We start from the raw sequence: 22,307 nt of genomic DNA on the forward strand, positions 1-22,307 counted from the left end.
CGGCCGCCGGCACGACACGCGCCGGCACGACGACACGCTCGACGCGCCCGTCCGTTTTGGATCCGTGGCGGCGACCGTGGCTGTTTCTGTGCCACTCCACGAGCGAGGGCAACGGCTCCCGGCAGTCGAGCGATTACACAGAGAGACCGGATCGCTGCTCAGCGCGCTCGCCTTCTCTATCTGTATCTGAAAAATTACTCCTTGTGATCTGCTAGCGCTTACAGGACGATTGCGTCAAGAGGGTCAACGGGGATCATTCCCAGCCACTGTTTCATCTACTCCGGAGTACACGATGCGCGAGTCGGTGCAGGCCGAGGTCCTGATGAGCTTCCTTGTCTCGGAGGAGCTGGCGTTCCGGATCCCGGTGGAACTCCATTACGAGATGAGAGATCCCTACGCCGTGCGCATGACATTCCATCTGCCCGGCGATGCGCCTGTCACCTGGACCTTCGGCCGTGAGCTGCTGCTCGACGGGATCAACACGCCGAGCGGTGACGGCGATGTGCATATCGCGCCCACCGAGCCCGAGGACCTCTCCGATGTCCATATCCGGCTCCAGGTCGGCGACGATCACGCGCTCTTCCGCGTCAGTGCCGCGCCTCTGGTGGCCTTCCTCGACCGCACGGACCGACTGGTTCCGCTCGGTCAGGAGCGCACGCTCGGTGACTTCGAGGGCAATCTTGAGGAGGCGCTCGGCCGCATCCTGGCCGAGGAGAATGCCGGCTGAGCCGGTCCGAACGGGGCCGTCCGGGTGATCCTTTACGGCCGAACGGATTTCCGGACGGGACGGCGATTTCCGGGCCGGGACGGCAGAGGGACCAGAGGGACTACTTCTTGCGGCGTCGGCCCTTGCCGCCGCCCAGTTTGCGCGCCGGTGCGCTCTGTACCGGCAGTGACGGCGCCGCTTCCGGGCCCTCGGGATCCGAGAGGCCCGCCGGGCCTGTCGTACTCGTCGGGCCTGCTGGACCTGCCGGGCCTGCCGGACCCGCCGACCAGGGGCCCGCTGTCCCACCAGGAGCCGGATACGGCGGTGTGGGAGGCAGAGCCTCCGTCGGGGCCGTCGTCGGGGCCACTGGCGAGTCCTTCTGCCCCGAGCGATCGGCGGAGACCACCAGCGCCGCCAGCGCCGTGGTCACCGGCACCGATGCGACCAGACCGATCGAGCCCACCAGCGTTCTGACGATCTCCTCCGCCACCAGCTCACTGTTCGCGACCGTACCCACGCCCGACTGCGCGATCGAGAAGAGCAGCAGCAGCGGCAGCGCGGCGCCCGCGTAGGCGAGGACGAGCGTATTGACCACCGAGGCGATATGGTCCCGGCCGATCCGGATACCGGCCCGGTAGAGGGCACGCGGTCCCATCGACGGATCCGCCTGATGCAGCTCCCAGACCGCCGAGGTCTGTGTGACGGTCACATCGTCGAGCACACCGAGTGAACCGATGATGACGCCCGCCAGCAGCAGACCGCTCATATCGATTTCGGGATAGAGGCCATGGATCAGCCCGGTGTTGTCGTCGGTATTGCCGGTCAGGCTCGCCCAGCCGATGAAGAGCGAGCCCAGCAGCCCGATCAGCAGCAGTGAGATCAGTGTGCCGAGGACCGCGACCGAGGTACGGGCTGTCAGACCGTGACACATATAGAGCGCGAGCAGCATGATCGCGCTGGCCCCGACCACCGCCACGACCAGCGGATTCGAGCCCTGAAGAATCGCGGGCAGGATGAACAGTGTCAGCACGGCGAAGGAGACGGCGAGTGCGACCAGGGCCATGAGACCGCGCAGCCGCCCCACCACGACCACCGCCAGGGCGAAGATCCCCGCCAGCAGGGCCATGGGGAATCTGCGGTTCACATCCGTCACGGAGTACTGGAGATCGCGAGGCGCGTCGGGTGCGTATGCCACCACTACGCCCTGTTTCACGTGAAACTGTCGCGGTGCGTCCGGCTGGACGACCTCGATAAAGGTCCGCCCTTTCTCCTTGCCGCTGGTGACCTCGATCGTCGCCTTGGTGCAGTCACCGTTCTCCGCCCGCTCCGCCTCACGTCCCTGAGGTTTTGAGGTATCGCCGGTGGACGGGATCTGGGCGGCGTTCACGTCCTTGCAGTCGACCGACTGGATCTGTACCACCCGGCCCTGCTCGGTCTGCCGGTCGAAGCCCACACCGGTGCGCTCATGCGCCGGTGCGCCACCCGGCCAGAGCACGGCCAGCCCGACGACCACCGCAGTCGCGAACGGAATCAGGACCGCGGCGATGACCTTGCGAAGGTGCTGGGAGACCGGCGCGGCGGGGCCATGGCTGTGCGAGTGTCCGTGTGATTCGTGGGTCTGCTGGGGTGAGGTCACCCTCCGATCATCGCAAGAAGCCAGAGGCCCTCTGTTCAGCACGCCGGATATGACGCTAGCGTGGGGGCACCTTTTGCACACGCGGGAGCTCGGAGCACCGGGCTGAGAGGGCGCTGACTGTGTAGTCCCGGGGAGTATCCCCAGGACTCCTGAGCTGCGCCGACCGCTGAACCTGTTACCGGGTAATGCCGGCGTAGGGAGTAGGTCTCATGACCGTTCAGGACGCACACACGCCTGCCTCCGATTCGGGAGATCCGATCGAGGCCCAGAGGTCCATCGGCTGGCACAAGGGATATGTCCAGGGCTCACGCCCCGACCTTCAGGTGCCGGTCCGCCGGGTGCACCTCACCAACGGCCAGGATGTGACGCTGTACGACACCTCGGGGCCGTACACCGATCCCACCGTCGAGACCGATGTACGCCGCGGTCTCGCGCCGCTGCGGGAGAACTGGATCATCGGGCGAGGTGACACCGAGGAGTACGCGGGCCGGCCGGTCCGTCCCGAGGACGACGGGCTCAAGCACACGGCGCCGCGCGGAGGACTGCGTAACCTCGACGCGGTCTTCCCGGGCCGGCCGCGTCAGCCGCGCCGGGGCCGGAGCGGGCAGGTGGTGACACAGCTCGCGTACGCCCGTCGCGGAGACATCACACCGGAGATGGAGTATGTCGCGATCCGCGAGAACGTGTCTCCGGAGGTCGTCCGCGAGGAGATCGCCGCGGGCCGCGCCGTACTGCCGGCGAATGTCAATCACCCGGAGATCGAGCCGATGATCATCGGCAAGCGGTTCCTGGTCAAGGTCAACGCCAACATCGGCAATTCCGCGGTCACTTCCTCCATCGAGGAGGAGGTGGAGAAGATGACCTGGGCGACGCGCTGGGGCGCCGACACGGTCATGGACCTCTCCACCGGCCGCAATATCCACACCACGCGTGAGTGGGTGCTGCGCAACTCCCCCGTGCCGATCGGCACCGTGCCGCTCTACCAGGCGCTGGAGAAGGTCGACGGCAGGGCCGAGGAGCTGACCTGGGAGATCTACAAGGACACGGTCGTCGAGCAGGCCGAGCAGGGCGTCGACTACATGACGGTCCATGCCGGTGTACTGCTGCGCTATGTGCCGCTGACGGCGCGCCGTAAGACGGGCATCGTCTCGCGGGGCGGCTCGATCATGGCGGCCTGGTGTCTGGCGCACCACAAGGAGTCGTTCCTGTACGAGAACTTCGAGGAGCTGTGCGAGATCCTCGCGGCGTACGACGTGACGTACTCCCTGGGCGACGGTCTGCGGCCGGGCTCCATCGCGGATGCCAACGACGAGGCCCAGTTCGCCGAGCTGCGGACGCTCGGGGAGCTGAACTCCACCGCGAAGCGGCTGGGCGTACAGACGATGATCGAAGGGCCGGGCCATGTCCCGATGCACAAGATCAAGGAGAACATCGACCTTCAGCAGGAGATCTGCGAGGAGGCGCCGTTCTACACGCTCGGCCCGCTGACGACCGATGTGGCTCCGGCGTACGACCACATCACCTCCGGGATCGGTGCGGCGATGATCGCCTGGTGGGGGACGGCGATGCTCTGCTATGTCACGCCCAAGGAGCACCTCGGTCTGCCGAACCGGGACGACGTCAAGACCGGTGTCATCACCTACAAGATCGCAGCCCATGCGGCGGATCTCGCCAAGGGCCATCCGGGAGCGCAGGACTGGGACGACGCCCTTTCCGACGCCCGGTTCGAGTTCCGCTGGGAGGACCAGTTCAATCTGGCCCTCGACCCGGACACGGCCCGGGAGTTCCACGACGAGACCCTCCCGGCCGAACCGGCGAAGACGGCCCACTTCTGCTCGATGTGCGGCCCCAAGTTCTGCTCGATGAAGATCTCGCAGGACATCCGGCAGCGGCACGGCGGCGACATGGCGAGTGGCGGGACGGCAGGCGCCGGTACGGAGGGCACCGGTACGGAGGACACCGTGTTCGGAACCGCCGAGATCGAGGCGGGCATGGCCCAGAAGTCCAAGGAGTTCGCGGCGAGCGGCAATCGCGTATATCTGCCGCTGGCTGACTGATCTGGAGACTCGCGGTAGGTGAGCGGTGGCGGCCTCGGTCCGAGGTCCGGGCCCCACCGCTCACACCGGCTGTCTGACGACGTCTCCGGGGCCGTCGGCGGTCCCCGGTGCCGTCAGCGCCGTACGTCACTCCGGGTGGTGGTCCGGGCCGCCGAAGTCGGGGCTGGTGAAGTCCGGGCTGGTGAAGCTCGGGCGCTGGCCGGTGGTGGCTCCTTCGTCCGGGCTGGTGAAGTCGGGCCGGCTGTAGCCGATCTTGGGCAGATGCTTGATCGACCTGGGCGGCGGCGCGGCCGGATCCGCGCTCGGGTCGGCCAGAGCGGCGCGTAGGAAGGGCAGAATGCCGCGCTCCAGCAGGGCATGGCGCCAGGCCTCCCGCGCACGGGCCACTTCGTCCGGCAGCTCACCGCTCGTCGGCTCCTCGGCCGGAAGCTGGGTCGAGCTGTTGCGCAGGGCCGTGATCAGCAGGCCTGTCGCGGCGGCCAGGATGCCTATCGCGGTGATGGCACCGAAGAACCAGCCCACGGCGACCAGGCTGTCGGCGAACGCGGGCGGCCGGCTGAGCGCCTTGAGGAGATAACCGACGAGCAGGAAGATCACCGCGGCCGTGCCTCCGAGCACCGGGAGCAGCACGGTGACAACAGCCGTCAGCCCCGCACCGGATCCCGTCGGCTCGCTTCCCTCCGGCTCCAGCACGGAATCGCGGACCGAGACCGAGGGCCCCGGCGAGCGTGACTCCTCGCGGATCTTTCTGTAGTGCTCGTACTCGGCGGCTGCGGCCGTCGTTATCAGCGCCGTGGCGTTCAGCGTCATCGTGCGGAGCTGCTCATTGTTGAGCCGCTCCCCGACCGTGTCGAGATCCGGCCGGTCGTGCGCGTTGCGCAGCACGTCATCGAGGATCCGCTCGAAATCCGCGCGATCCTCGCTCAGCAGGTGTGGAGCGCTGTTCATGTGCATCCCCCGATGCTCCGTAGGGCCGGTTTGCCCGCATAGGGCGGGCAGTTGGCGAAAACGGAGGAGAGCCTGCTACGGATAAACCGATGGTAGAGCTCTTCCGGCGCGTGGTGACAGGGGGTTTGCGGAAATCACTCGCGTGACGGTGTTTCAGTTCTCCAGAGGAAGCCGGACGACCAGCAGCTTTCCCGCCATGGTCACTCCGCCGTCCATCGCGATGGCAAGTCCGTCGGCATATACATGTGGCCCTTCCACCACCGGGCCGGTGTCCGCCTCGCCGTCCGAGACATCTTCGGTGCCGACTTCGCCCAGCAGATAGGGAATGGGGCTGTGGCCATGGACGATGCGCTGTCCGCCGTACTTGGAGAGCAGTTCCTGGACGGCCTGCGGGCCGCTGTCGTCGCGGAACGCGAAGCGTTTCGTGAGCTTGCGGAACAGATCCCAGCATTCGTCCGCGTCATTGCGGGTGAGGATCTGATGAATGGTGTCGTTGACGTCCTCGATCGTGGAACCGTAGTCCAGATAGGCCGTCGTGTCGGAGTGCACCAGCAGATGTCCCTCCTCCTCGACCACCGCGTCGAGCCGGGACATCCACTGGAGATGGACGTCCTGGAGGCGCTCCATATCGGTGCGCTGACCGCCGTTCAGCAGCCAGGCGGCCTGGAAGGTGGCCGTGCCCGCGCCGGAGTTGACATGCGTGTCGCCGAACCGCTTGGCACCGATCAGCAGCAGCTCGTGATTGCCCATCAGGGCCTTGCAGTAGCCGCCCGCCGCCGCCGCCTCCGCGGAGAGCCGCATGACGAGATCGATGACACCGATACCGTCCGGACCGCGGTCGGTGAAGTCCCCGAGGAACCAGAGGCGGGCGCTGCCCGCCGTCCAGTGGCCGTCGGCGTCGATCAGCCCCTGTTCGGCGAGCGCGGCGAGGAGTTCGTCGAGATAGCCGTGGACATCGCCGACGACATAGAGCGGGCCGAGGCCGTCAGGCCCCGGCGCGTCGGCGGCGGGAGCCACCCGTACCTGGACCGTGTCCCCCCGGTTGATCACCGGGAGGTCGCGCTCGGTGGGTGTGTAGCCCTCCGGCGGCTCGTCGTCGGGGACCGCGTTGCCGGGATGCCCGGACATGGGACCGGCCGGCCCGGACATGGCACCGGCCGTGGGGCCGGGCTGTCCGGGCGGTCCGGACTGCACGGGGACCTGTGCGTACGGCGGTACGCGGAAGTCGCGCAATGTCGCCGTCCGCACCACGGGTCCCTGGCCGGCCCCCTGTGTCATCGACCCCTCCACCGCCGTCGTACCGCCGTACACCTCGCGGGCCGTCCGGCCGGTGGCGGTGAGTCCACCGGTGGTGAGGGAAGGTCCGTGGTGTCGTCCGCCCATCATAGGAATGCAGCTCGTCCTGTGTGACGCACCAGGGGTGGTGAATCCGATTGCACCTCCGGTTCAGCGGCTGTTTTCGCGCCGATCGCCCGAAATGCGAAAGGTCTGGGCCTTCGGTCAGTCGCCCGCGGGAGAGCGGGGCGCGCTGACCGTGGTGCGCGGAGGGCGTCGCTGGGAGGAGGTACGGACGATCAGTTCGGTCGGTATGACCTGCTCGACCGGCCGGTCGGTCTCCAGCCCTTCGATGGCGTCGATGAGGAGCTGGACGACGGCGGTGCCGATACGGCGTGGCTTGAGCGAGAGCGTCGTGATGGGCGGTTCCGTCGACGCGTACACGGTGGACTCGCTGCAGCAGACGAGCAGGAGATCGTCCGGTACGCGCAGTCCGTACCGCCGTGCGGCGGCGAGCAGATCGGTGCCGTTGGGATCGAAGAGCCCGTACACGGCGTCGGGCCGGTCCGGGCGGGCCAGCAGCCGGTCGGCGGCGACGGCCCCGGCACACGGGTCGTGGGCGGGATAGGACTCGTAGACCGGGTCCTGGCCGACGCGTTCGCACCAGTGCAGATAGGCGGTGGTGGAGAGCCGGGTGTAGGTGTCCGTGGTGGTGCCGGTGAGCAGACCGATCCGGCGTGCTCCGGCCGCGGCGAGATGGTCGAGCAGATCGAGGACGGCCGCCTCATGGTCGTTGTCGACCCAGGCGGTGACGGGAAGGGTGCCCGCGGGCCGGCCGTCGGAGACGACGGGAAGGCCCTGGCGGACGAGTTCGGTGACGACCGGATCGTGGTCGGAGGGATCGATGACGACGGTGCCGTCGAGGGCGACATTCGCCCAGACGTCATGGCGGGAGGTGGCGGGGAGGATGACGAGGGCGTAGCCGCGGGCAAGCGCGGCGGAGGTGGCGGCCCTGGCCATCTCGGCGAAGTAGGCGAACTCGGTGAAGGTGAAAGGTTCATCCCCGTACGTCGTGACCGTCAGGCCGATGAGGCCCGACTTGCCGGTACGGAGGGTTCGGGCGGCGGCGGACGGTCGATAGCCGAGGCGTTCTGCGACCTCTCGGACATGGCGTCGCGTGGCGTCGGGTAACCGTCCCTTGCCGTTGAGCGCGTCCGAGACAGTCGTGATGGAGACACCGGCTGCGGCGGCCACGTCCCGGATGCCCGCCCGACCTTGCCGGCTTCCCCGGCGGGATGTGTCCGTCCGGCTCACCTGGTGTTTCCCTGCTGCTGTCATGGCGAGCCGATAGTAGGGCTCGGGCGGGCGGTGGGTCCGGTCGCACAATCACCTATGGGCAGGCACGTTTTTGCATGGTTGAAGGTGGTTAATGGCCTTGGAACATAAGGGAGTTAACAGGTGTAGCGATGTTCTGCCATGCAACGAGCCGCATGGGCCTGTCGTAGGGCCCATGTTTCGAAGAGGTCTCAACTCACCTCTACGGGGGACGCGCGCCACGGAGTGGGCCACCGGCGCGCGCCATGGGAGCGAGTGCGCCCCCTCTTTCTGAGGGGTTCGGCGGCGGTCCGGGCGGCGGTCCGGCGGCGGGTCTCATGGCGTCCGGCGGCGGTCCGGGCGAAGGTCCGGCGGCCGGGTTCGCAAGGGCCGCGAATCCTCATAAGGTGAACAGCATTGAAGTCGTCGTTGAAGTCGTCAGAGAAGTTGTACGGACCCGTGAACGGCCGAGGAGGACCTGCGGTGAGCGAGACGAGCCCCAAGCTGCGCGCCGAGCTGGACGGCATCCCCACCTACAAGCCGGGCAGGCCGGCCGCGTCCGGCGGCGGGCCCGTCGCGTACAAGCTGTCCTCCAACGAGAACCCGTATCCGCCGCTGCCCGGCGTGATGGAGCAGGCGATCTCGGCCGCGGGCGTCTTCAACCGCTACCCGGACATGGCCTGCACCGGACTGATGGACGAGCTGGCGGACCGCTTCGGCGTGCCCGTCGCGCATCTCGCGACCGGCACCGGTTCGGTGGGCGTGGCCCAGCAGCTCGTCCAGGCCACCTCGGGCCCCGGTGACGAGGTCATCTACGCCTGGCGTTCCTTCGAGGCGTATCCGATCATCACCCGGATCTCGGGCGCGGCCTCCATAGAGGTGCCACTGACCTCGGGCGAGGTGCACGACCTGGACGCGATGGCCGACGCGATCACCGAGCGGACCCGGCTGATCTTCGTCTGCAACCCCAACAACCCGACCGGCACGGTGGTGCGCCGCGCCGAGCTGGAACGGTTCCTCGACCGTGTTCCGGGCGATGTGCTGGTGGTGCTCGACGAGGCCTACCGCGAGTTCATCCGCGACGCGCAGGTGCCGGACGGCGTGGAGATCTACCGCGAGCGCCCGAACGTGGCCGTGCTGCGTACATTCTCCAAGGCGTACGGACTGGCCGGTCTGCGGGTCGGCTTCGCGATCGCCCATGAACCGGTGGCCGCCGCGCTGCGGAAGACCGCCGTCCCGTTCGGTGTGAGCCAGATCGCACAGGAGGCGGCGATCGCTTCCCTGCGTGCCGAGGACGAACTGCTGGGCCGGGTCGGCGCGCTGGTCGCCGAGCGCACGCGGATCTACGCGGGCCTGGTCGACCAGGGCTGGACCGTGCCCGAGACCCAGGCCAATTTCGTCTGGCTGCGGCTCGGCGGCCGCACGCTCGACTTCGCGGCGGCCTGTGAGGCGGCCGGTGTGGTCGTACGGCCCTTCGCGGGCGAGGGAGTACGGGTCACGATCGGCGAGCACGAGGCCAATGACGTCTTCCTCCAGGCGGCGGAGGCGTTCCGCAAGGAGCTGTAGCTGCGGCAGTAAGACTGGCCGGTGCGGCGCCAGTGCGGCCAGTGCGGTCTCGCTCGGCCGGTCCGGTCCGGTCGGGCGAGAGCGATACGGAGTGGTGCGGGGCGGTCTCTTCGAGGCCGCCCCGAGGCATGCCGACCCCCCTGCGAAGGCCCGGAAGCATGTGCGACATAATGCTTGTGAATGTGAACGCGTTCACAAGCGCGTCCCGTTTCCTCTCGTATGTCCAGGGCGAACGGGACAAGCTGCCGCTGTGACCACGGCGATGTAAGGAGAAGACGACGTGGACCTCGCTCTGGCGCCGGAGACCCTGGCGCGATGGCAGTTCGGCATCACCACCGTCTATCACTTCCTCTTCGTCCCTCTGACGATCTCGCTCGCCGCGCTCACGGCCGGCCTGGAGACCGCGTGGGTCCGCACGGAGAATCCGAAGTACCTCAGGGCCACAAAGTTCTGGGGCAAGCTCTTTCTGATCAATATCGCGATGGGTGTCGTCACCGGCATCGTGCAGGAGTTCCAGTTCGGGATGAACTGGTCCGACTACTCGCGATTCGTCGGCGACATCTTCGGTGCTCCGCTCGCCTTCGAGGCGCTGATCGCCTTCTTCTTCGAGTCGACCTTCATCGGACTGTGGATCTTCGGCTGGGACAAACTGCCGAAGAAGATCCATCTGGCCTGTATATGGATGGTCTCGATCGGCACGGTCCTCTCCGCCTACTTCATCCTGGCCGCCAACTCCTGGATGCAGCACCCGGTCGGCTATCGCATCAACAAGGAAGCCGGCCGTGCCGAACTCACCGACTTCTGGAAAGTGCTGACCCAGGACACCGCGCTCACCCAGTTCTTCCACACCCTGACGGCCGCTTTCCTGGTCGGCGGTGCCTTTATGGTCGGTATCGCGGCCTTCCATCTCGCGCGGAGGAAGCACATACCGGTGATGCGGACCTCGCTCCGCCTCGGCCTGGTCACCGTCGCGATCGCCGGACTGCTCACCGCCGTGAGCGGTGACTCGCTCGGCAAGGTCATGTTCGAGCAGCAGCCGATGAAGATGGCGGCGGCGGAAGCCCTGTGGGAGGGCGAATCGCCCGCGCCGTTCTCGCTGTTCGCCTACGGAGACGTCGAGAAGGGCCACAACACCGTGGCCGTCGAGGTTCCCGGACTACTGTCCTTCCTCGCCAACAACGACTTCAGTTCACATGTCCCCGGTATCAACGACGTCAACAAGTCCGAGCAGGAGAAGTACGGTCCCGGCGACTACCGGCCCAATATCCCGGTCGCGTACTGGGGCTTCCGCTGGATGATCGGCTTCGGAATGGCGTCGTTCGGCATCGGTCTGCTCGGGCTCTGGCTGACCAGGCGGAAGTTCCTGCTGCCACCCGCCCTGCGGACGGACGAGGACGAGGTGCCCCATCTGGTGCTCTTCCGGCAGAAGGCGCTCAGCCCGAAGCTCACCAAGTGGTACTGGATCGTCGCCCTCTGGACCCTGCTCTTCCCGCTGATCGCCAACGCCTGGGGCTGGATCTTCACCGAGACGGGACGCCAGCCATGGGTCGTGTACGGAGTGCTCCGCACGGCCGACGCGGTCTCCCCCGGAGTCTCCCAGGGCGAGGTGCTCACCTCGATGATCGTCTTCACGCTGCTGTACGGAGTGCTCGCGGTCGTCGAGGTCAGGCTGATGGTCAAGTACGTCAAGGCCGGCCCGCCGGAGCTGACGGACGCCGATCTCCATCCGCCCACAAAGATCGGCGGCGACCACACGGACGCCGACCGGCCGATGGCCTTCTCGTACTGAGGACTTGAGGAGCTATGGCTATGGAACTCCACGACGTCTGGTTCGTTCTGATCGCCGTCCTGTGGACCGGCTACTTCTTTCTCGAAGGCTTCGACTTCGGTATCGGAGTCCTCACCAAGCTGCTGGCCCGCGACCGTAAGGAACGGCGGGTCCTGATCAACACCATCGGGCCTGTCTGGGACGGCAATGAGGTCTGGCTGCTCAGTGCCGGCGGAGCGACCTTCGCCGCCTTTCCCGAGTGGTACGCCACGCTCTTCTCCGGCTTCTATCTGCCGCTGCTGCTCATCCTGGTCTGTCTGATCGTGCGCGGTGTCGCCTTCGAGTACCGGGCCAAGCGGCCCGAGGAGAGCTGGCAGCGCAACTGGGAACACGCGATCTTCTGGACCTCGCTGCTTCCCGCCGTGCTCTGGGGTGTCGCGTTCGGCAATATCGTGCGCGGCGTCAAGATCGACGCGCACAAGGAGTACATCGGCAATCTCGCGGATCTGCTCAATCCCTACGCGATCCTGGGCGGTTTGGTCACCCTGGCTCTCTTCACCTTCCATGGCACGGTATTTGCCGCGCTCAAGACGGTGGGAGACATCCGGGTCCGGGCCAGGAAGCTGGCGGTCGGACTCGGGGCGCTGACCGCCGTGCTGGCGCTCGGTTTTCTGCTCTGGACCCAGGCGGACCAGGGCGACGGCAAGAGCCTGGTCGCGCTGGTCGTGGCGGTGGTGGCGCTGGTCGCCGCGATCGGCGCCATCGCGGCGGGACGTGAGGGCTGGTCGTTCGCGCTCTCGGGCGTGACGATCGTGGCCGCGGTGGCGATGCTCTTTCTGACTCTCTTCCCGAATGTCATGCCGTCCTCGCTGAATCCGGCATGGAACCTCACGGTGACGAACGCGTCGTCCACTCCGTACACCTTGAAGATCATGACCTGGTGCGCGGGTATCGCGACTCCGCTGGTGCTGCTCTACCAGGGATGGACGTACTGGGTGTTCCGCAAGCGGATCGGAACGCAGCACATCGCGGATGCGTGACTGCCGTTGCGTGACCGCTGTTGCGTATCGCCGATGTGTAAGAGACCGATGCGTCCGAGGGCAGAGCCCGGTTCGTAAGAGCCCGGTTCGTAGGAGTGGGTGTTTCACGTGAAACCAGTCGATCCGCGTCTGCTGCGATATGCCCGGGCCACTCGCTACTTCCTGATCGCCGTGGTGGCGCTGGGAGTGGCCGGTGCGGGGTTGGTGATTGCTCAGGCGATGCTGATCGCCGAGGTGGTGGTCGGAGCGTTCCAGCGCGGACTGGACGGTTCGGAGCTGCGCACTCCGCTGCTTCTGCTGGTCGCGGTCGCCGTCGGGCGCGCTCTGGTTTCCTGGCTGACCGAACTGGCGGCCCATCGAGCGAGCGCGGCGGTCAAGTCGGAACTGCGCGGACGGCTGCTGGAGCGGGCGACCGCACTCGGCCCGGGATGGCTGAGCGGACAGCGCACCGGCTCACTGGTCGCGCTCGCGACCCGCGGTGTGGACGCTCTGGACGACTACTTCGCGCGCTATCTGCCTCAACTGGGGCTCGCGGTGGTGGTGCCGGTGGCGGTTCTGGCGAGGATCGTCACCGAGGACTGGGTCTCTGCGGCGGTCATTGTGCTGACTCTGCCGCTGATTCCACTGTTCATGGTGCTCATCGGCTGGGCCACCCAGGCCCGGATGGACCGTCAGTGGCGGCTGCTCTCCCGGCTGTCGGGCCACTTCCTGGATGTGGTCGCCGGACTGCCGACCCTGAAGGTCTTCGGCCGGGCCAAGGCGCAGGCCGAGTCGATCCGCGCGATCACCTCGGAGTACCGGCGGGCCACCCTCCGTACGCTGCGTATCGCCTTTCTGTCGTCCTTCGCGCTGGAACTGCTCTCGACACTGTCGGTGGCTCTGGTCGCGGTCGGGATCGGGATGCGGCTTGTGCACGGTGATCTGGATCTGTACACGGGGCTCGTGGTGCTGATCCTGGCGCCCGAGGCCTATCTGCCGATCCGTCAGGTGGGCGCGCAGTATCACGCGGCGGCCGAAGGGCTGTCGGCCGCCGAGGAGATCTTCACGGTCCTGGAGACCGGGCCTCCGGCGGGCGGTACGGGAGAGGTGGCCGGTACGGGTGCGCCACGGCTGGAGCTGGACGGTGTGACCGTCCGCCATCAGGGCCGTACGGAACCTTCGCTGGACGCGGCCTCGCTGACGGTCGAGCCGGGGGAGACGGTCGCCCTGGTCGGTCCGAGCGGTGTCGGGAAGTCCACGCTGCTCCAGGTGGTGCTCGGCTTCACCGCACCGGACGAGGGCCGGGTACGGGTGGACGGCCGGGATCTGTTCTCTCTTGATCCGGACCGCTGGCGGGAGCGGATCGCCTGGGTTCCGCAGCAGCCGTATCTCTTCGCGGGCACGATCGCGGAGAACGTACGGCTGGCCCGGCCGGACGCGGACGACGCGGCGGTACGGGACGCGCTGCGGGAGGCGGGTGCGTATGAGTTCGTGACGGCGCTGCCGCAGGGCGTGCACACGCCGCTCGGTGAGGACGGTTCCGGGCTCTCGGCCGGTCAGCGGCAACGGCTCGCGCTGGCCAGGGCCTTTCTCGCCGACCGGCCGCTGCTGTTGCTGGACGAGCCCACGGCGGCGCTCGACGGCGAGACGGAATCGGGCATCGTCGAGGCGGTACGGCGGCTGGCCCTGGGCCGTACGGTGCTGCTCGTCGTCCATAGACCGGCGCTGCTCGCGGTGGCCGACCGGGTGATCGCGCTGCCGGAGCGGTCGGCGGGCAGGGCGGAGGTGTCCGGATCGGCGGAGGAGCGCGGCGGTCTCGGCTTTGTGCCGGCGCCTGCGGCTCCGGTCGGTGGCGAAATTGGTGGAGAAGCCGGCGGACAGGCCGATGCGGATGCCGGGGACGACGCCGTCAGCGGACATGTCGTACCGGCCGATTTCGGTGCGGCCGGTACGGCCGGCACGGCTGGTACGCCCAGTGAGGGAGGTGGATCAGCCAGGGATCCGCTCGTGCGGATGAGGGCCGCCGCCGGGGCGCTGCGCGGACGTTTTGTACTGGCGCTGGTCCTCGGCAGTTGTGCCCTCGGCTCCGCCGTCGGGCTCATGGCGGTGTCCGGCTGGCTCATCTCGCGCGCCTCCGAGCTGCCCCCGGTGCTCTATCTGATGGTTGCGGTGACGGCAACCCGTGCCTTCGGTATCGGCCGGGCCGTCTTCCGCTACGCCGAGCGCCTCGTGTCGCACGACGCCGTACTCAGGATGCTCGCCGATCTCAGGGTCTCCGTGTACCGGCGGCTGGAGCGCATCGCGCCTGCCGGGCTGCGCGAGACCCGGCGCGGGGATCTGCTGTCCCGGCTGGTCGCCGATGTGGACGAACTCCAGGACTACTGGCTCCGGTGGCTGCTCCCGGTCGGTACCGCCCTGCTCGTCGGAGTGGGGGCCGTCGGATTCACCGCGTGGCTGCTGCCGCAGGCGGGTGCCGTACTGGCCGCCGGGCTGCTTGCCGCCGGGGTGAGCGTGCCGCTGGTGAGCGGCGCCTGCGCGCGCCGGGCCGAACGGCAGTTGGCCCCGGCGCGCGGACTCCTGGCCACCCAGGTCACCGATCTGCTCCGTGGCACCGCCGAGCTGACCGTCGCGGGCGCGCTGCGGAGCCGTATGCGCCGGGTGCGCGAGGCCGACGGAACGCTGACGGCCATCGCCGCGCGCGGCGCGAGCGCCAACGCGCTCGGCGGCGGACTCTCCGCGCTGGTCTGTGGACTGACTGTGGCCGCGGCGGCGCTCGTGGGCGTTCAGGCGGTACGCGACGGACGCCTCGACGGCGTGGAGCTGGCCGTGGTCGTCCTGACTCCGCTCGCCGCGTTCGAGGCGGTGACCGGGCTGCCGCTTGCCGTGCGCTATCGGCAGCGGGCCAGGCGCGGCGCCGAGCGGGTGTACGAGGTGCTGGACGCTCCCGTGCCCGTACATGAGCCCGAGCGGCCGGCCGTCGCTCCCGTATCACCGTTCCCGCTGGAGGTACGAGGGCTGTCCGCGCGGTACGCGGGGCAGCGGCGGGACGCTCTCAGCGGCTTCGATCTGACGCTGACGGCAGGGAAGCGGGTCGCCGTCGTCGGGCCTTCCGGTTCGGGCAAGACGACGCTTGCGCAGGTCCTGCTGCGCTTCCTGGACGCACGCGAGGGCGGCTGCCGGCTCGGCGGTACGGATCTGGCCGCGCTCGACGGGGACACGGTCCGGGGCTTTGTCGGGCTGTGCGCGCAGGACGCCCACCTCTTCGACAGTTCCGTACGGGAGAACCTCAGGCTTGCCCGTACCGAGGCGACCGAGGACGAGCTGCGCGAGGCTCTGCGCCGGGCCAGGCTGCTCGACTGGGTCGAGGGTCTGCCCGCCGGGCTCGACACCCTGGTCGGCGAGCACGGCGCCCGGCTCTCGGGCGGTCAGCGGCAGCGTCTGGCGCTGGCCCGCGCGCTTCTCGCCGATTTCCCGGTACTGGTCCTGGACGAGCCCGCCGAACATCTGGACCTGGCGACGGCGGACGCGCTGACCGCCGATCTGCTGGAGGCGACGGAGGGCCGTACGACACTGCTGATCACCCACCGTCTGCGAGGGCTCGACCAGGTGGACGAGGTGATCGTGCTCGACGGAGGCCGTCCCGTACAGCGAGGCCCTTACGCCGAGCTGGCGGCCGACGAAGGGCCACTGCGGCGGATGCTGGAGCGTGAGCGGGCCGGCGATCGGCTCATGACCGGCTGATCGCCGACCGCCGACAGCCCTGCCGGTGTCGTCCGGGTGGTCGATGTTCGGGAGGTCGGCGTGCGCAAGTGGACTTTCCCTATCAAATAGGAGTTACTACGCTCTGGCTTATGAAAGTGCCCGAGCCTCTGGGCCCTCTCGACGCGGTCACCCGCGCCGCCAGCAGCCTGGAGGGCCTGTCCGCCGAGAACACCGCGCGAGTGCCTCAGCTTCTGGAGGCGATGTGTTCCGTCGGTACGGGCCGCGGACTGCACACCACGCTCGCCCGGATCTGTGAGACCGCGGCCGAACTGGCCGGGGCCCGCTTCGCCGCGATCGGAGTCCTTGACGAGACGGGCGAGAGCCTCTCCGACTTCGTGACCCATGGCGTCGGCGAGGACGTGGCCCGGCGCATCGGTCACCCGCCCGATGGACGTACCGGCCTTCCCGGCGTGCTGATGAGAGGCCCGGAGCCGATTCGGCTCGCCGATCTGACCGTCGATCCGCGCGCCGCCGGACTTCCTCCGGGACATCCACCGATGCGGACGTTCCTCGGTGTTCCCATCCGCGCCCAGGGCGAGGTCCTCGGCAACTTCTATCTGGCCGAGAAGCCGGGCGGTGGCGAGTTCAGCGACTACGACCTGCACATGGTGCGCGTACTCGCCACTGAGGCCGGGAACGCCATCGGCAACGCCCGGCTGTACGAGGCGGCCAGACAGCGCGAGCGGTGGATCGACGGCTCGGTCGCCGTCACCACGGCCCTGCTCACCAGCGGTGACGCGGGAGGCGGGGCAGATGCGGCAGACGCGCTGTCCGTGGTCGCCGAGCAGATCCGCAGACTGGCGGATTCGGTCATCGGTGTGGTGCTGCTGCGCACGGAGGACGGCGGACTGGAGGTCGTGGCCGTCTCCGACGACCATCCGACCGTCAAGCGGAACTATGTGATCCCGGCCGAGAATCCTGTCACCAGGACGCTCCTGGCCGGCGAGTCCCTGTTCGTGGACGACCTCGCCACCGATCCTCGGGTGACACCCGCTCTGGCCGCGGATTTCGGTCCCGGCATGCTGCTGCCGCTGCGGGCCGACGGCCGGGTGCTCGGCGCCCTGGTGATGCCTCGCGCACGGGGCGCGCGCCGTTTCGGAGAGCGGGAACGCATCCTGGCTGACCAGTTCGCGGCCCAGTCGGCGCTGGCGCTGATGATGGCCGACGCGCAGCGTGACCGGGAGCGGCTGGCCGTCCTGGAGGACCGGGACCGGATCGCACGCGATCTCCATGACCTGGTCATCCAGCGGCTGTTCGCCACCGGGATGACGCTGGCGAGCGCCCAGCGCGGCACGGTCGCTCCCGAGGTGCACCAGGGCATCGACAAGGCGGTCGATGAACTGGACGTGACCATCCAGGAGATCCGTACGGCCATCTTCGCGCTCCAGCAGGGCTCGACCGAGGCGCCGGCCGGGGTGCGTACGCGTGTGCTGCGGGAGATCAATATGGCGGCCGTGCCGCTGGGCTTCCGGCCGAGCCACCGCTTTCTCGGGCAGGTCGACACGGCGGTCGGCGAACTGGCTGGACGGAATCTGATCGCCGCGCTCCGTGAGGCCCTGTCCAATGCCTTCCGGCACGCGCAGGCCACCCGTATCGAAGTGGTTGTCGACGCCGCGGCCCGGCTGCCGGACGGCAGGGCGGCGGTGCGGCTGTCGGTCGCCGACGACGGTGTGGGCATTCCGGACGGCGGACGGCGCAGCGGACTGCGCAACCTCGCGCGACGGGCCGAGTCGCTGGGCGGATCGAGTACGTGCGAGCCGGGGATCGGGGAGGACAGGGCGGGTACGACGGTGATCTGGGAGGCGCCGCTATGACGGGCGGCTGTGAGTGGCGGCTCGCCGTTCGCACTGGTCGCGCCGTTCACGCCGCTTGCATGGATTTGCGTGGATCTAGAGCCGCGCGAGAATCTGCTCGATGATGATCGCGACGCCGTCCTCGTTGTTCGTGGCCGTATGTCCGGAGGCGGCGGCCAGCACGTCCGGATGGGCGTTGTCCATCGCGTACGAGGTCCCGGCCCAGGTCAGCATCTCCAGATCGTTGGGCATGTCTCCGAAGGCGACGACCTCGTCGGACGAGACACCGCGCTCGGCGCAGCAGAGCGCGAGCGTGCTGGCCTTGCTCACTCCCAGGGCGCTGATCTCCAGGAGTGCGGTGGGGCTCGACCGGGTGATGGTGGCGCGGTCCCCGGCCGCCGTACGGGCCAGGGTGAGGAAACCGTCGGGCGTCAGGTCCGGGTGCTGGGCGAGCAGCTTGACGACCGGGCCCGCGGACTCCTCGTACTCCTCACGGAGGAGCTTCTCCGCGGTGGCGACGGTCGCGCCCGGGTCCTCCAGGAAGGGCGGGTACGTCGGCTCGTAGTTGATCCCGTTGGTCATCTCGACGGCGAAGGCCGTTCCCGGCGCGGCGTCGCGCAGGGTCTGCACGACGTACAGCGCGGTCTCCCGGTCCAGCGGCCGGACCTTCAGCAGCTCCCCGCCGGCCCGCAGATCGACCACCGCTGCGCCGTTGGCGCAGATGGCCATGCCGTGGCCGTGCACATGGTCGCTGACAACTCCCATCCAGCGGGCCGGGCGCCCGGTGACGAAGAAGACCTCGATGCCCGCCTCCTCGGCGCCTTTGAGCGCGGCGATCGTACGGTCCGAGACGGACTTGTCGTGGCGCAGCAGGGTGCCGTCGAGATCGGTGGCGATCAGCCGGGGCCGGGCGGGGAGCGGAGAGTCAGCAGGCGAGGTCACGGCGCCATTCTCCCGTACGTCTGTGCACGGGCGTGCGGTGGGGCGCACATCTGAGAGGTCATAGGAGAAGCCGTACGGGCTGTATGGACCGTACGGGCCGTACGGGAGAGAGGCCGGACCGAGGAGAGTCAGGAGGCCGGCGGTGGCAGTGCGACCACTGCGAAGACCGCGCCCTGCGGGTCCTGGAGGATGGCCATCCGGCCGACCTTCTCCATGTCGAAGGCGGGCACCATTACCGATCCACCGGCCCGTACGAGCGCGTCCACCGTGCTGTCGGTGTCGTCCACCGCGAAGTGCACCAGCCAGTGCGGCGGAATCCCTTCCGGGAGGTTCTCCATGCTCTGGAGACCGCCGACGGTGCGCCCTTTGACCTGGAATCCGGTGAACTCGGGCATCTCCGGCATCGGTGCGACGTTCAGGCCGAGCGCGGTGCGGTAGAAGGTGCCCGCGGCCTCGGGATCGGAGGTGCTGAGCTGATTCCAGACCAGCGAGCCGGGCTCATTGACGAGCTGGGCCCCGGGGAACTCCACCGCCTGCCACGCCCCGAACACCGCGCCCTGCGGATCGGCGGCGATCAGCATCCGGCCCAGATTGCCGACATCCATCACCGGGGCGAGCACGGTGCCGCCGTTCGCGCTGATCGCGGACTGGGTGGCGGCTGCATCGGCGGTGGCGAAATAGCTGGTCCAGCTGGGCGGCGGCGGAGGCTGGTCGTTCGGCGCCATCGCCGTCATGATCCCGGCGACGGGCTTGCCCCGCATGGTGCAGGTCGCGTAGCCACCGAACACCGCGGGCCCGGGCTCGCCCTGCCACCCGAACAGATCCCGGTAGAAATCCAGGGCCGCCTGCTGGTCGGGCACCATCAGATCGATCCAGCACGGTGTACCGGGCTCGTAGGGAGCGGTGACTTCAGGCATCTGTGTCATCTCCGGAATCTGCTCTGCCAAGGGCACTCGCCCGGGCTGCTGCACATCCCCCCGCCGACCACCCTCTCCGCACTCCGCCACTGCCGCCACCTGAGTGCGGCAGACGGCGACGTGCTCGCCGGGCCGGGGCATGCGTCTGAGTACCGTGATTCTTCCCGTTCGCCGTTGGCATGATGGTGGCCGCGACGAGTGGCTGCGTGCCGAGCGGCTCGGATTTTATGCCGCGTATACCTATGACCACCTCTCGTGGCGCACCTTTCGCGACGGTCCATGGTTGGGCGCGGTGCCGACGCTTACCGCCGCTGCCGCCGTCACCGAGCGGCTGCGGCTGGGGACTCTTGTCACCTCAGTCAAGGCTCGTTCACCGATCGCGCGCTGACCTGCGGAAACGCGGCAAGGGCGCGGGAAAGGCCGACGTAGGCGCTCAGATCGGCTCGACGGCGATGCGAAGGTGGCAAAGTCGGCGCAGGTCATCAGTGTCGCTCGTGATGACAGTGACGTTGCCGTGCTCCAAATGAGCCGTAGCCGCGAGCATTGCATCGATGGCGTACTTGCGGCCGTGCAGGCTTTCGGCGGCGAGCAGCCTGCTGGCCGCACGTGCGATCTCCTCTGTGACGGGGCGCACCTTGGTCAGGGAGACCGCATGGTTGAACGCCGCCTGCGGCACCTTCGGGTCGCGTGCCTCGACCAGCGTCGCCGCGCTTGTCGCGACGAGCAAGTCCAGGTTGCGGGCGACGTCCAGCCATACGGTCATGTCGCGGTGCCGCCGGGAGAGCTTGGAGAGAGCCTCGCTGCCGAGAATGAGAGTCCCACTCACGCGGCGTCCGCTGGAGCGGAGTCGCCACGGTGAGCGGCGTGGTGAGCGCGGACGCGCTCGGCCTTGGCCGACACCTCGGCCGGGTCGACAGGACCGTGCTCCGCCTCGGCGGCGGCGATGTACTCGTCGATGGCCTCACGCTGGAGCTGCCGCTGGACAGCCTCCTCGATATAGGAGGAGACGCCCTGTTTACCGGCGCGCGCGCGAATCGCCTCCAAGGTCTCGGCGCGCAGGGAGACGCTGGTGACTCGTGTCTTGCCAGGGCGCGGCGTGTCCATACATGGATTGTAGTACATGGCCTGTTAATTCGCTGGCGCTCCGAGCGCGGAAGCTCGGTCGCCGGTTCGAGAGCCGCACCGAGAGCCGCACCGAGGGCAGGGCCGAGCTTGGCCCCGATTACTTCGAGGATTCGAGGATCGCGACAGCCGGCGATGGCCGGTATCGGATCGCAGGTGAGGAGAGCCGTCGGTCTGGTCAGCCGCCCCGCGAGCCACCTCTTCAGGGGCGGTGGCTCATCCAACAGGTGGTCGGGCTTGCGCGGCATCCGCCGCGTCCCGGTGAACGGTGGCTATTGGCGGCCGGCGTCAAGCTGGCTGAGACGGTCGCCGATCACTGAGACGCCCGGACGGGGCTCGTTCTCGTAGTACCAGGGCTTGCGTCGGCGCAGCAGCGCCTCGCCGTGCTCGCTCCAGGTGAATCCGGGCTTCCGCAGGAGCTTCCTGAACACCACGTCGGCTGTCCCCGGGTTGGCGGCGGCCAGTCGGCGGATCGGCAGGGGCGTGATCGACTCCTCACGCAGGTAGGTGCGCAGCAGGTCCTGGTACTGCTTGTGGCCTGCGCAGGCGGGATTCGCGAAGAGGTCCCGCAGCATCCCGTAGTCCGCGTAGAAGTTCAGGCCGTCGACCTCGTCGTAGATGACGCCGATGGTGTCCGAGTCCGCCAGTTCTCGTGGCAGTTCGAAGAAGGGCAGGTCCAGGCCGGGGAGTCGCCTGCCCCGGGCACGGCCAGGCTGTCCTCCGGCGACGGCGGCCTCCTGGCGGTGGCGGTAGTAGGCGTTGAGGCGGTCCTCGGCTTCGGCAGGCGGAAGGACCAGCTCGTCGCCGCCGCAGAACTCGACGAACGCGGCCCGGTCCTCCCGCATCCGCTGCCATCCCTGCTCGATCTTCTCGGGGTTGCGGAAGACAAGCTCGGGCCGGCTGGTGGCCAGTTCGATCGCCACTTGGGCGATCTCGGAGGCGTTGGACCTGGGGTAGTACGACATCGCCCCGGATACCAGCCATGCCCCGTCGGCCGAGTGAACGGGTACCAGGCAGGTGTGGAGGAACCCTCCCCTGGACACTCCACGGAACGCCGCCCGTCCCATATTCGAGTATGTGCGGTACTTCAGGTCGTCGAGCAGGTTCAGCAGGACGACGGCATCTCCTTCCTTGCGCTCGACCTCGAAGACGCCCTCGACCGGGTCACGCCAGCCGAGCAGCATCTCCCAGTCGGCCGCGGCCAGGTCCTTCCGCCCGGCGACGAACCGGTCCACCACGGTCGAACCGCCCGGCAAGCGGTACCGCAGAATGAAATGGTCGGTGATCCGGACCACCGCGCCCTCGTCCAACCGCCGCTCAGGCCCTGCGGCCTCCAGCAGAAGAGGTGTCAACCACCGGTCGAAGCGAGCGCTCTGCGCGAAGGCGACCAACTGCCCTTTCAACTCGGCACTGCGCTCGATGAGGCCGGTCAGCGACGGTTCACCGACGCCCTGATGTGCGCCCTGTACGGCGTCAGCCATA

General features: G+C 68.4%; 16 protein-coding genes, 1 pseudogene and 1 riboswitch. Of the genes and pseudogenes, 8 read left to right on the forward strand and 9 right to left on the reverse strand.

Annotation, left to right across the window (positions count from 1 at the left end; translation table 11 throughout):
- Positions 1–292 precede the first annotated feature (292 nt).
- Positions 293–727 carry an SsgA family sporulation/cell division regulator gene (locus ACFV6H_RS20220; protein WP_093594306.1) on the forward strand — a complete coding sequence of 145 codons (435 nt, stop codon included), beginning with the start codon at positions 293–295 and terminating at the stop codon, positions 725–727.
- Between the two features lie 100 nt (positions 728–827).
- Here the strand turns inward: ACFV6H_RS20220 and ACFV6H_RS20225 are convergent, their stop codons facing one another.
- Positions 828–2,342 carry a YibE/F family protein gene (locus ACFV6H_RS20225; protein ID WP_385543867.1) on the reverse strand — a complete coding sequence of 505 codons (1,515 nt, stop codon included), beginning with the start codon at positions 2,340–2,342 and terminating at the stop codon, positions 828–830.
- 71 nt (positions 2,343–2,413) lie between these two features.
- Positions 2,414–2,559, forward strand: a riboswitch (TPP riboswitch).
- Between ACFV6H_RS20225 and thiC the strand changes: the two genes are divergently transcribed.
- On the forward strand, positions 2,552–4,399 hold the full coding sequence (gene thiC / locus ACFV6H_RS20230) for a phosphomethylpyrimidine synthase ThiC (RefSeq protein WP_385543870.1): 1,848 nt from the start codon (positions 2,552–2,554) through the stop codon (positions 4,397–4,399). (Overlaps the previous riboswitch by 8 nt.)
- A gap of 126 nt (positions 4,400–4,525) precedes the next feature.
- On the opposite strand, the gene ACFV6H_RS20235 is transcribed toward thiC, so the two are convergent.
- From ACFV6H_RS20235 to ACFV6H_RS20245, 3 genes are all read right to left on the reverse strand, one after another.
- Positions 4,526–5,353: a hypothetical protein gene (locus tag ACFV6H_RS20235; protein WP_385543873.1), complete on the reverse strand. Its 828-nt coding sequence runs from the start codon at positions 5,351–5,353 to the stop codon at positions 4,526–4,528.
- Between the two features lie 147 nt (positions 5,354–5,500).
- On the reverse strand, positions 5,501–6,625 hold the full coding sequence (locus ACFV6H_RS20240) for a metallophosphoesterase (RefSeq protein ID WP_385544415.1): 1,125 nt from the start codon (positions 6,623–6,625) through the stop codon (positions 5,501–5,503).
- A gap of 222 nt (positions 6,626–6,847) precedes the next feature.
- Entirely contained in the window at positions 6,848–7,960 is a 1,113-nt protein-coding gene (locus ACFV6H_RS20245; RefSeq protein ID WP_066951829.1) for a LacI family DNA-binding transcriptional regulator, read from the reverse strand.
- Between the two features lie 459 nt (positions 7,961–8,419).
- On the opposite strand from ACFV6H_RS20245, the gene hisC reads away from it, so the two are divergent.
- The 5 genes from hisC (at position 8,420) to ACFV6H_RS20270 (ending at position 17,865) form a co-directional block, all read left to right on the forward strand.
- Positions 8,420–9,502, forward strand: coding sequence for a histidinol-phosphate transaminase (hisC, locus tag ACFV6H_RS20250; RefSeq protein ID WP_385543877.1), 1,083 nt, complete (start codon positions 8,420–8,422; stop codon positions 9,500–9,502).
- A 280-nt stretch (positions 9,503–9,782) separates the two neighbouring features.
- Entirely contained in the window at positions 9,783–11,291 is a 1,509-nt protein-coding gene (locus ACFV6H_RS20255; RefSeq protein ID WP_385543880.1) for a cytochrome ubiquinol oxidase subunit I, read from the forward strand.
- A gap of 20 nt (positions 11,292–11,311) precedes the next feature.
- Positions 11,312–12,310: a cytochrome d ubiquinol oxidase subunit II gene (cydB, locus tag ACFV6H_RS20260; protein WP_385543883.1), complete on the forward strand. Its 999-nt coding sequence runs from the start codon at positions 11,312–11,314 to the stop codon at positions 12,308–12,310.
- A gap of 108 nt (positions 12,311–12,418) precedes the next feature.
- On the forward strand, positions 12,419–16,030 hold the full coding sequence (cydD, locus tag ACFV6H_RS20265) for a thiol reductant ABC exporter subunit CydD (protein ID WP_385543886.1): 3,612 nt from the start codon (positions 12,419–12,421) through the stop codon (positions 16,028–16,030).
- 110 nt (positions 16,031–16,140) lie between these two features.
- Positions 16,141–17,865 (forward strand): GAF domain-containing sensor histidine kinase, encoded by a 1,725-nt coding sequence (locus ACFV6H_RS20270; RefSeq protein ID WP_385543889.1) that lies wholly within the window; start codon positions 16,141–16,143, stop codon positions 17,863–17,865.
- Positions 17,866–17,940: 75 nt separating this feature from the next.
- Here the strand turns inward: ACFV6H_RS20270 and ACFV6H_RS20275 are convergent, their stop codons facing one another.
- Both ACFV6H_RS20275 and ACFV6H_RS20280 read right to left on the reverse strand, forming a co-directional pair.
- A complete protein-coding gene (locus ACFV6H_RS20275; protein WP_385543892.1) occupies positions 17,941–18,786 on the reverse strand; it encodes a Cof-type HAD-IIB family hydrolase in 846 nt (281 codons plus the stop codon).
- 128 nt (positions 18,787–18,914) lie between these two features.
- Positions 18,915–19,703 (reverse strand): VOC family protein, encoded by a 789-nt coding sequence (locus tag ACFV6H_RS20280; RefSeq protein WP_385544418.1) that lies wholly within the window; start codon positions 19,701–19,703, stop codon positions 18,915–18,917.
- A 139-nt stretch (positions 19,704–19,842) separates the two neighbouring features.
- Between ACFV6H_RS20280 and ACFV6H_RS20285 the strand changes: the two are divergent.
- Positions 19,843–20,082 (forward strand): annotated as a pseudogene (locus tag ACFV6H_RS20285) (LLM class flavin-dependent oxidoreductase); the annotation flags it as partial.
- A gap of 54 nt (positions 20,083–20,136) precedes the next feature.
- On the opposite strand, the gene ACFV6H_RS20290 reads toward ACFV6H_RS20285, so the two are convergent.
- From ACFV6H_RS20290 to ACFV6H_RS20300, 3 genes are all read right to left on the reverse strand, one after another.
- Complete coding sequence (locus tag ACFV6H_RS20290; protein ID WP_385543895.1) at positions 20,137–20,529, reverse strand: PIN domain-containing protein; 393 nt, start codon at positions 20,527–20,529, stop codon at positions 20,137–20,139.
- The gene (locus tag ACFV6H_RS20295; RefSeq protein WP_385543897.1) at positions 20,526–20,807 is read right to left on the reverse strand and encodes a hypothetical protein; all 282 of its coding nucleotides are present in this window, start codon (positions 20,805–20,807) and stop codon (positions 20,526–20,528) included. The genes ACFV6H_RS20290 and ACFV6H_RS20295 overlap by 4 nt, the downstream gene beginning before the upstream one ends.
- 290 nt (positions 20,808–21,097) lie before the next feature.
- On the reverse strand, positions 21,098–22,306 hold the full coding sequence (locus tag ACFV6H_RS20300) for a hypothetical protein (protein WP_385543899.1): 1,209 nt from the start codon (positions 22,304–22,306) through the stop codon (positions 21,098–21,100).
- Position 22,307: the final 1 nt, after the last annotated feature.

The organism is Streptomyces sp. NPDC059743 (assembly GCF_042732975.1).
Classification (GTDB): domain Bacteria; phylum Actinomycetota; class Actinomycetes; order Streptomycetales; family Streptomycetaceae; genus Streptomyces.

Coding starts and splice junctions, on each gene's coding strand:
- ACFV6H_RS20300 (WP_385543899.1), bottom strand. CDS start 22,306: ATGGCTGACGCCGTACAGGGCGCACATCAGGGCGTCGGTGAACCGTCG.
- cydB (WP_385543883.1), top strand. CDS start 11,312: ATGGAACTCCACGACGTCTGGTTCGTTCTGATCGCCGTCCTGTGGACC.
- ACFV6H_RS20295 (WP_385543897.1), bottom strand. CDS start 20,807: ATGGACACGCCGCGCCCTGGCAAGACACGAGTCACCAGCGTCTCCCTG.
- ACFV6H_RS20245 (WP_066951829.1), bottom strand. CDS start 7,960: ATGACAGCAGCAGGGAAACACCAGGTGAGCCGGACGGACACATCCCGC.
- ACFV6H_RS20240 (WP_385544415.1), bottom strand. CDS start 6,625: ATGACACAGGGGGCCGGCCAGGGACCCGTGGTGCGGACGGCGACATTG.
- ACFV6H_RS20270 (WP_385543889.1), top strand. CDS start 16,141: ATGAAAGTGCCCGAGCCTCTGGGCCCTCTCGACGCGGTCACCCGCGCC.
- thiC (WP_385543870.1), top strand. CDS start 2,552: ATGACCGTTCAGGACGCACACACGCCTGCCTCCGATTCGGGAGATCCG.
- ACFV6H_RS20220 (WP_093594306.1), top strand. CDS start 293: ATGCGCGAGTCGGTGCAGGCCGAGGTCCTGATGAGCTTCCTTGTCTCG.
- ACFV6H_RS20280 (WP_385544418.1), bottom strand. CDS start 19,703: ATGCCTGAAGTCACCGCTCCCTACGAGCCCGGTACACCGTGCTGGATC.
- ACFV6H_RS20235 (WP_385543873.1), bottom strand. CDS start 5,353: ATGCACATGAACAGCGCTCCACACCTGCTGAGCGAGGATCGCGCGGAT.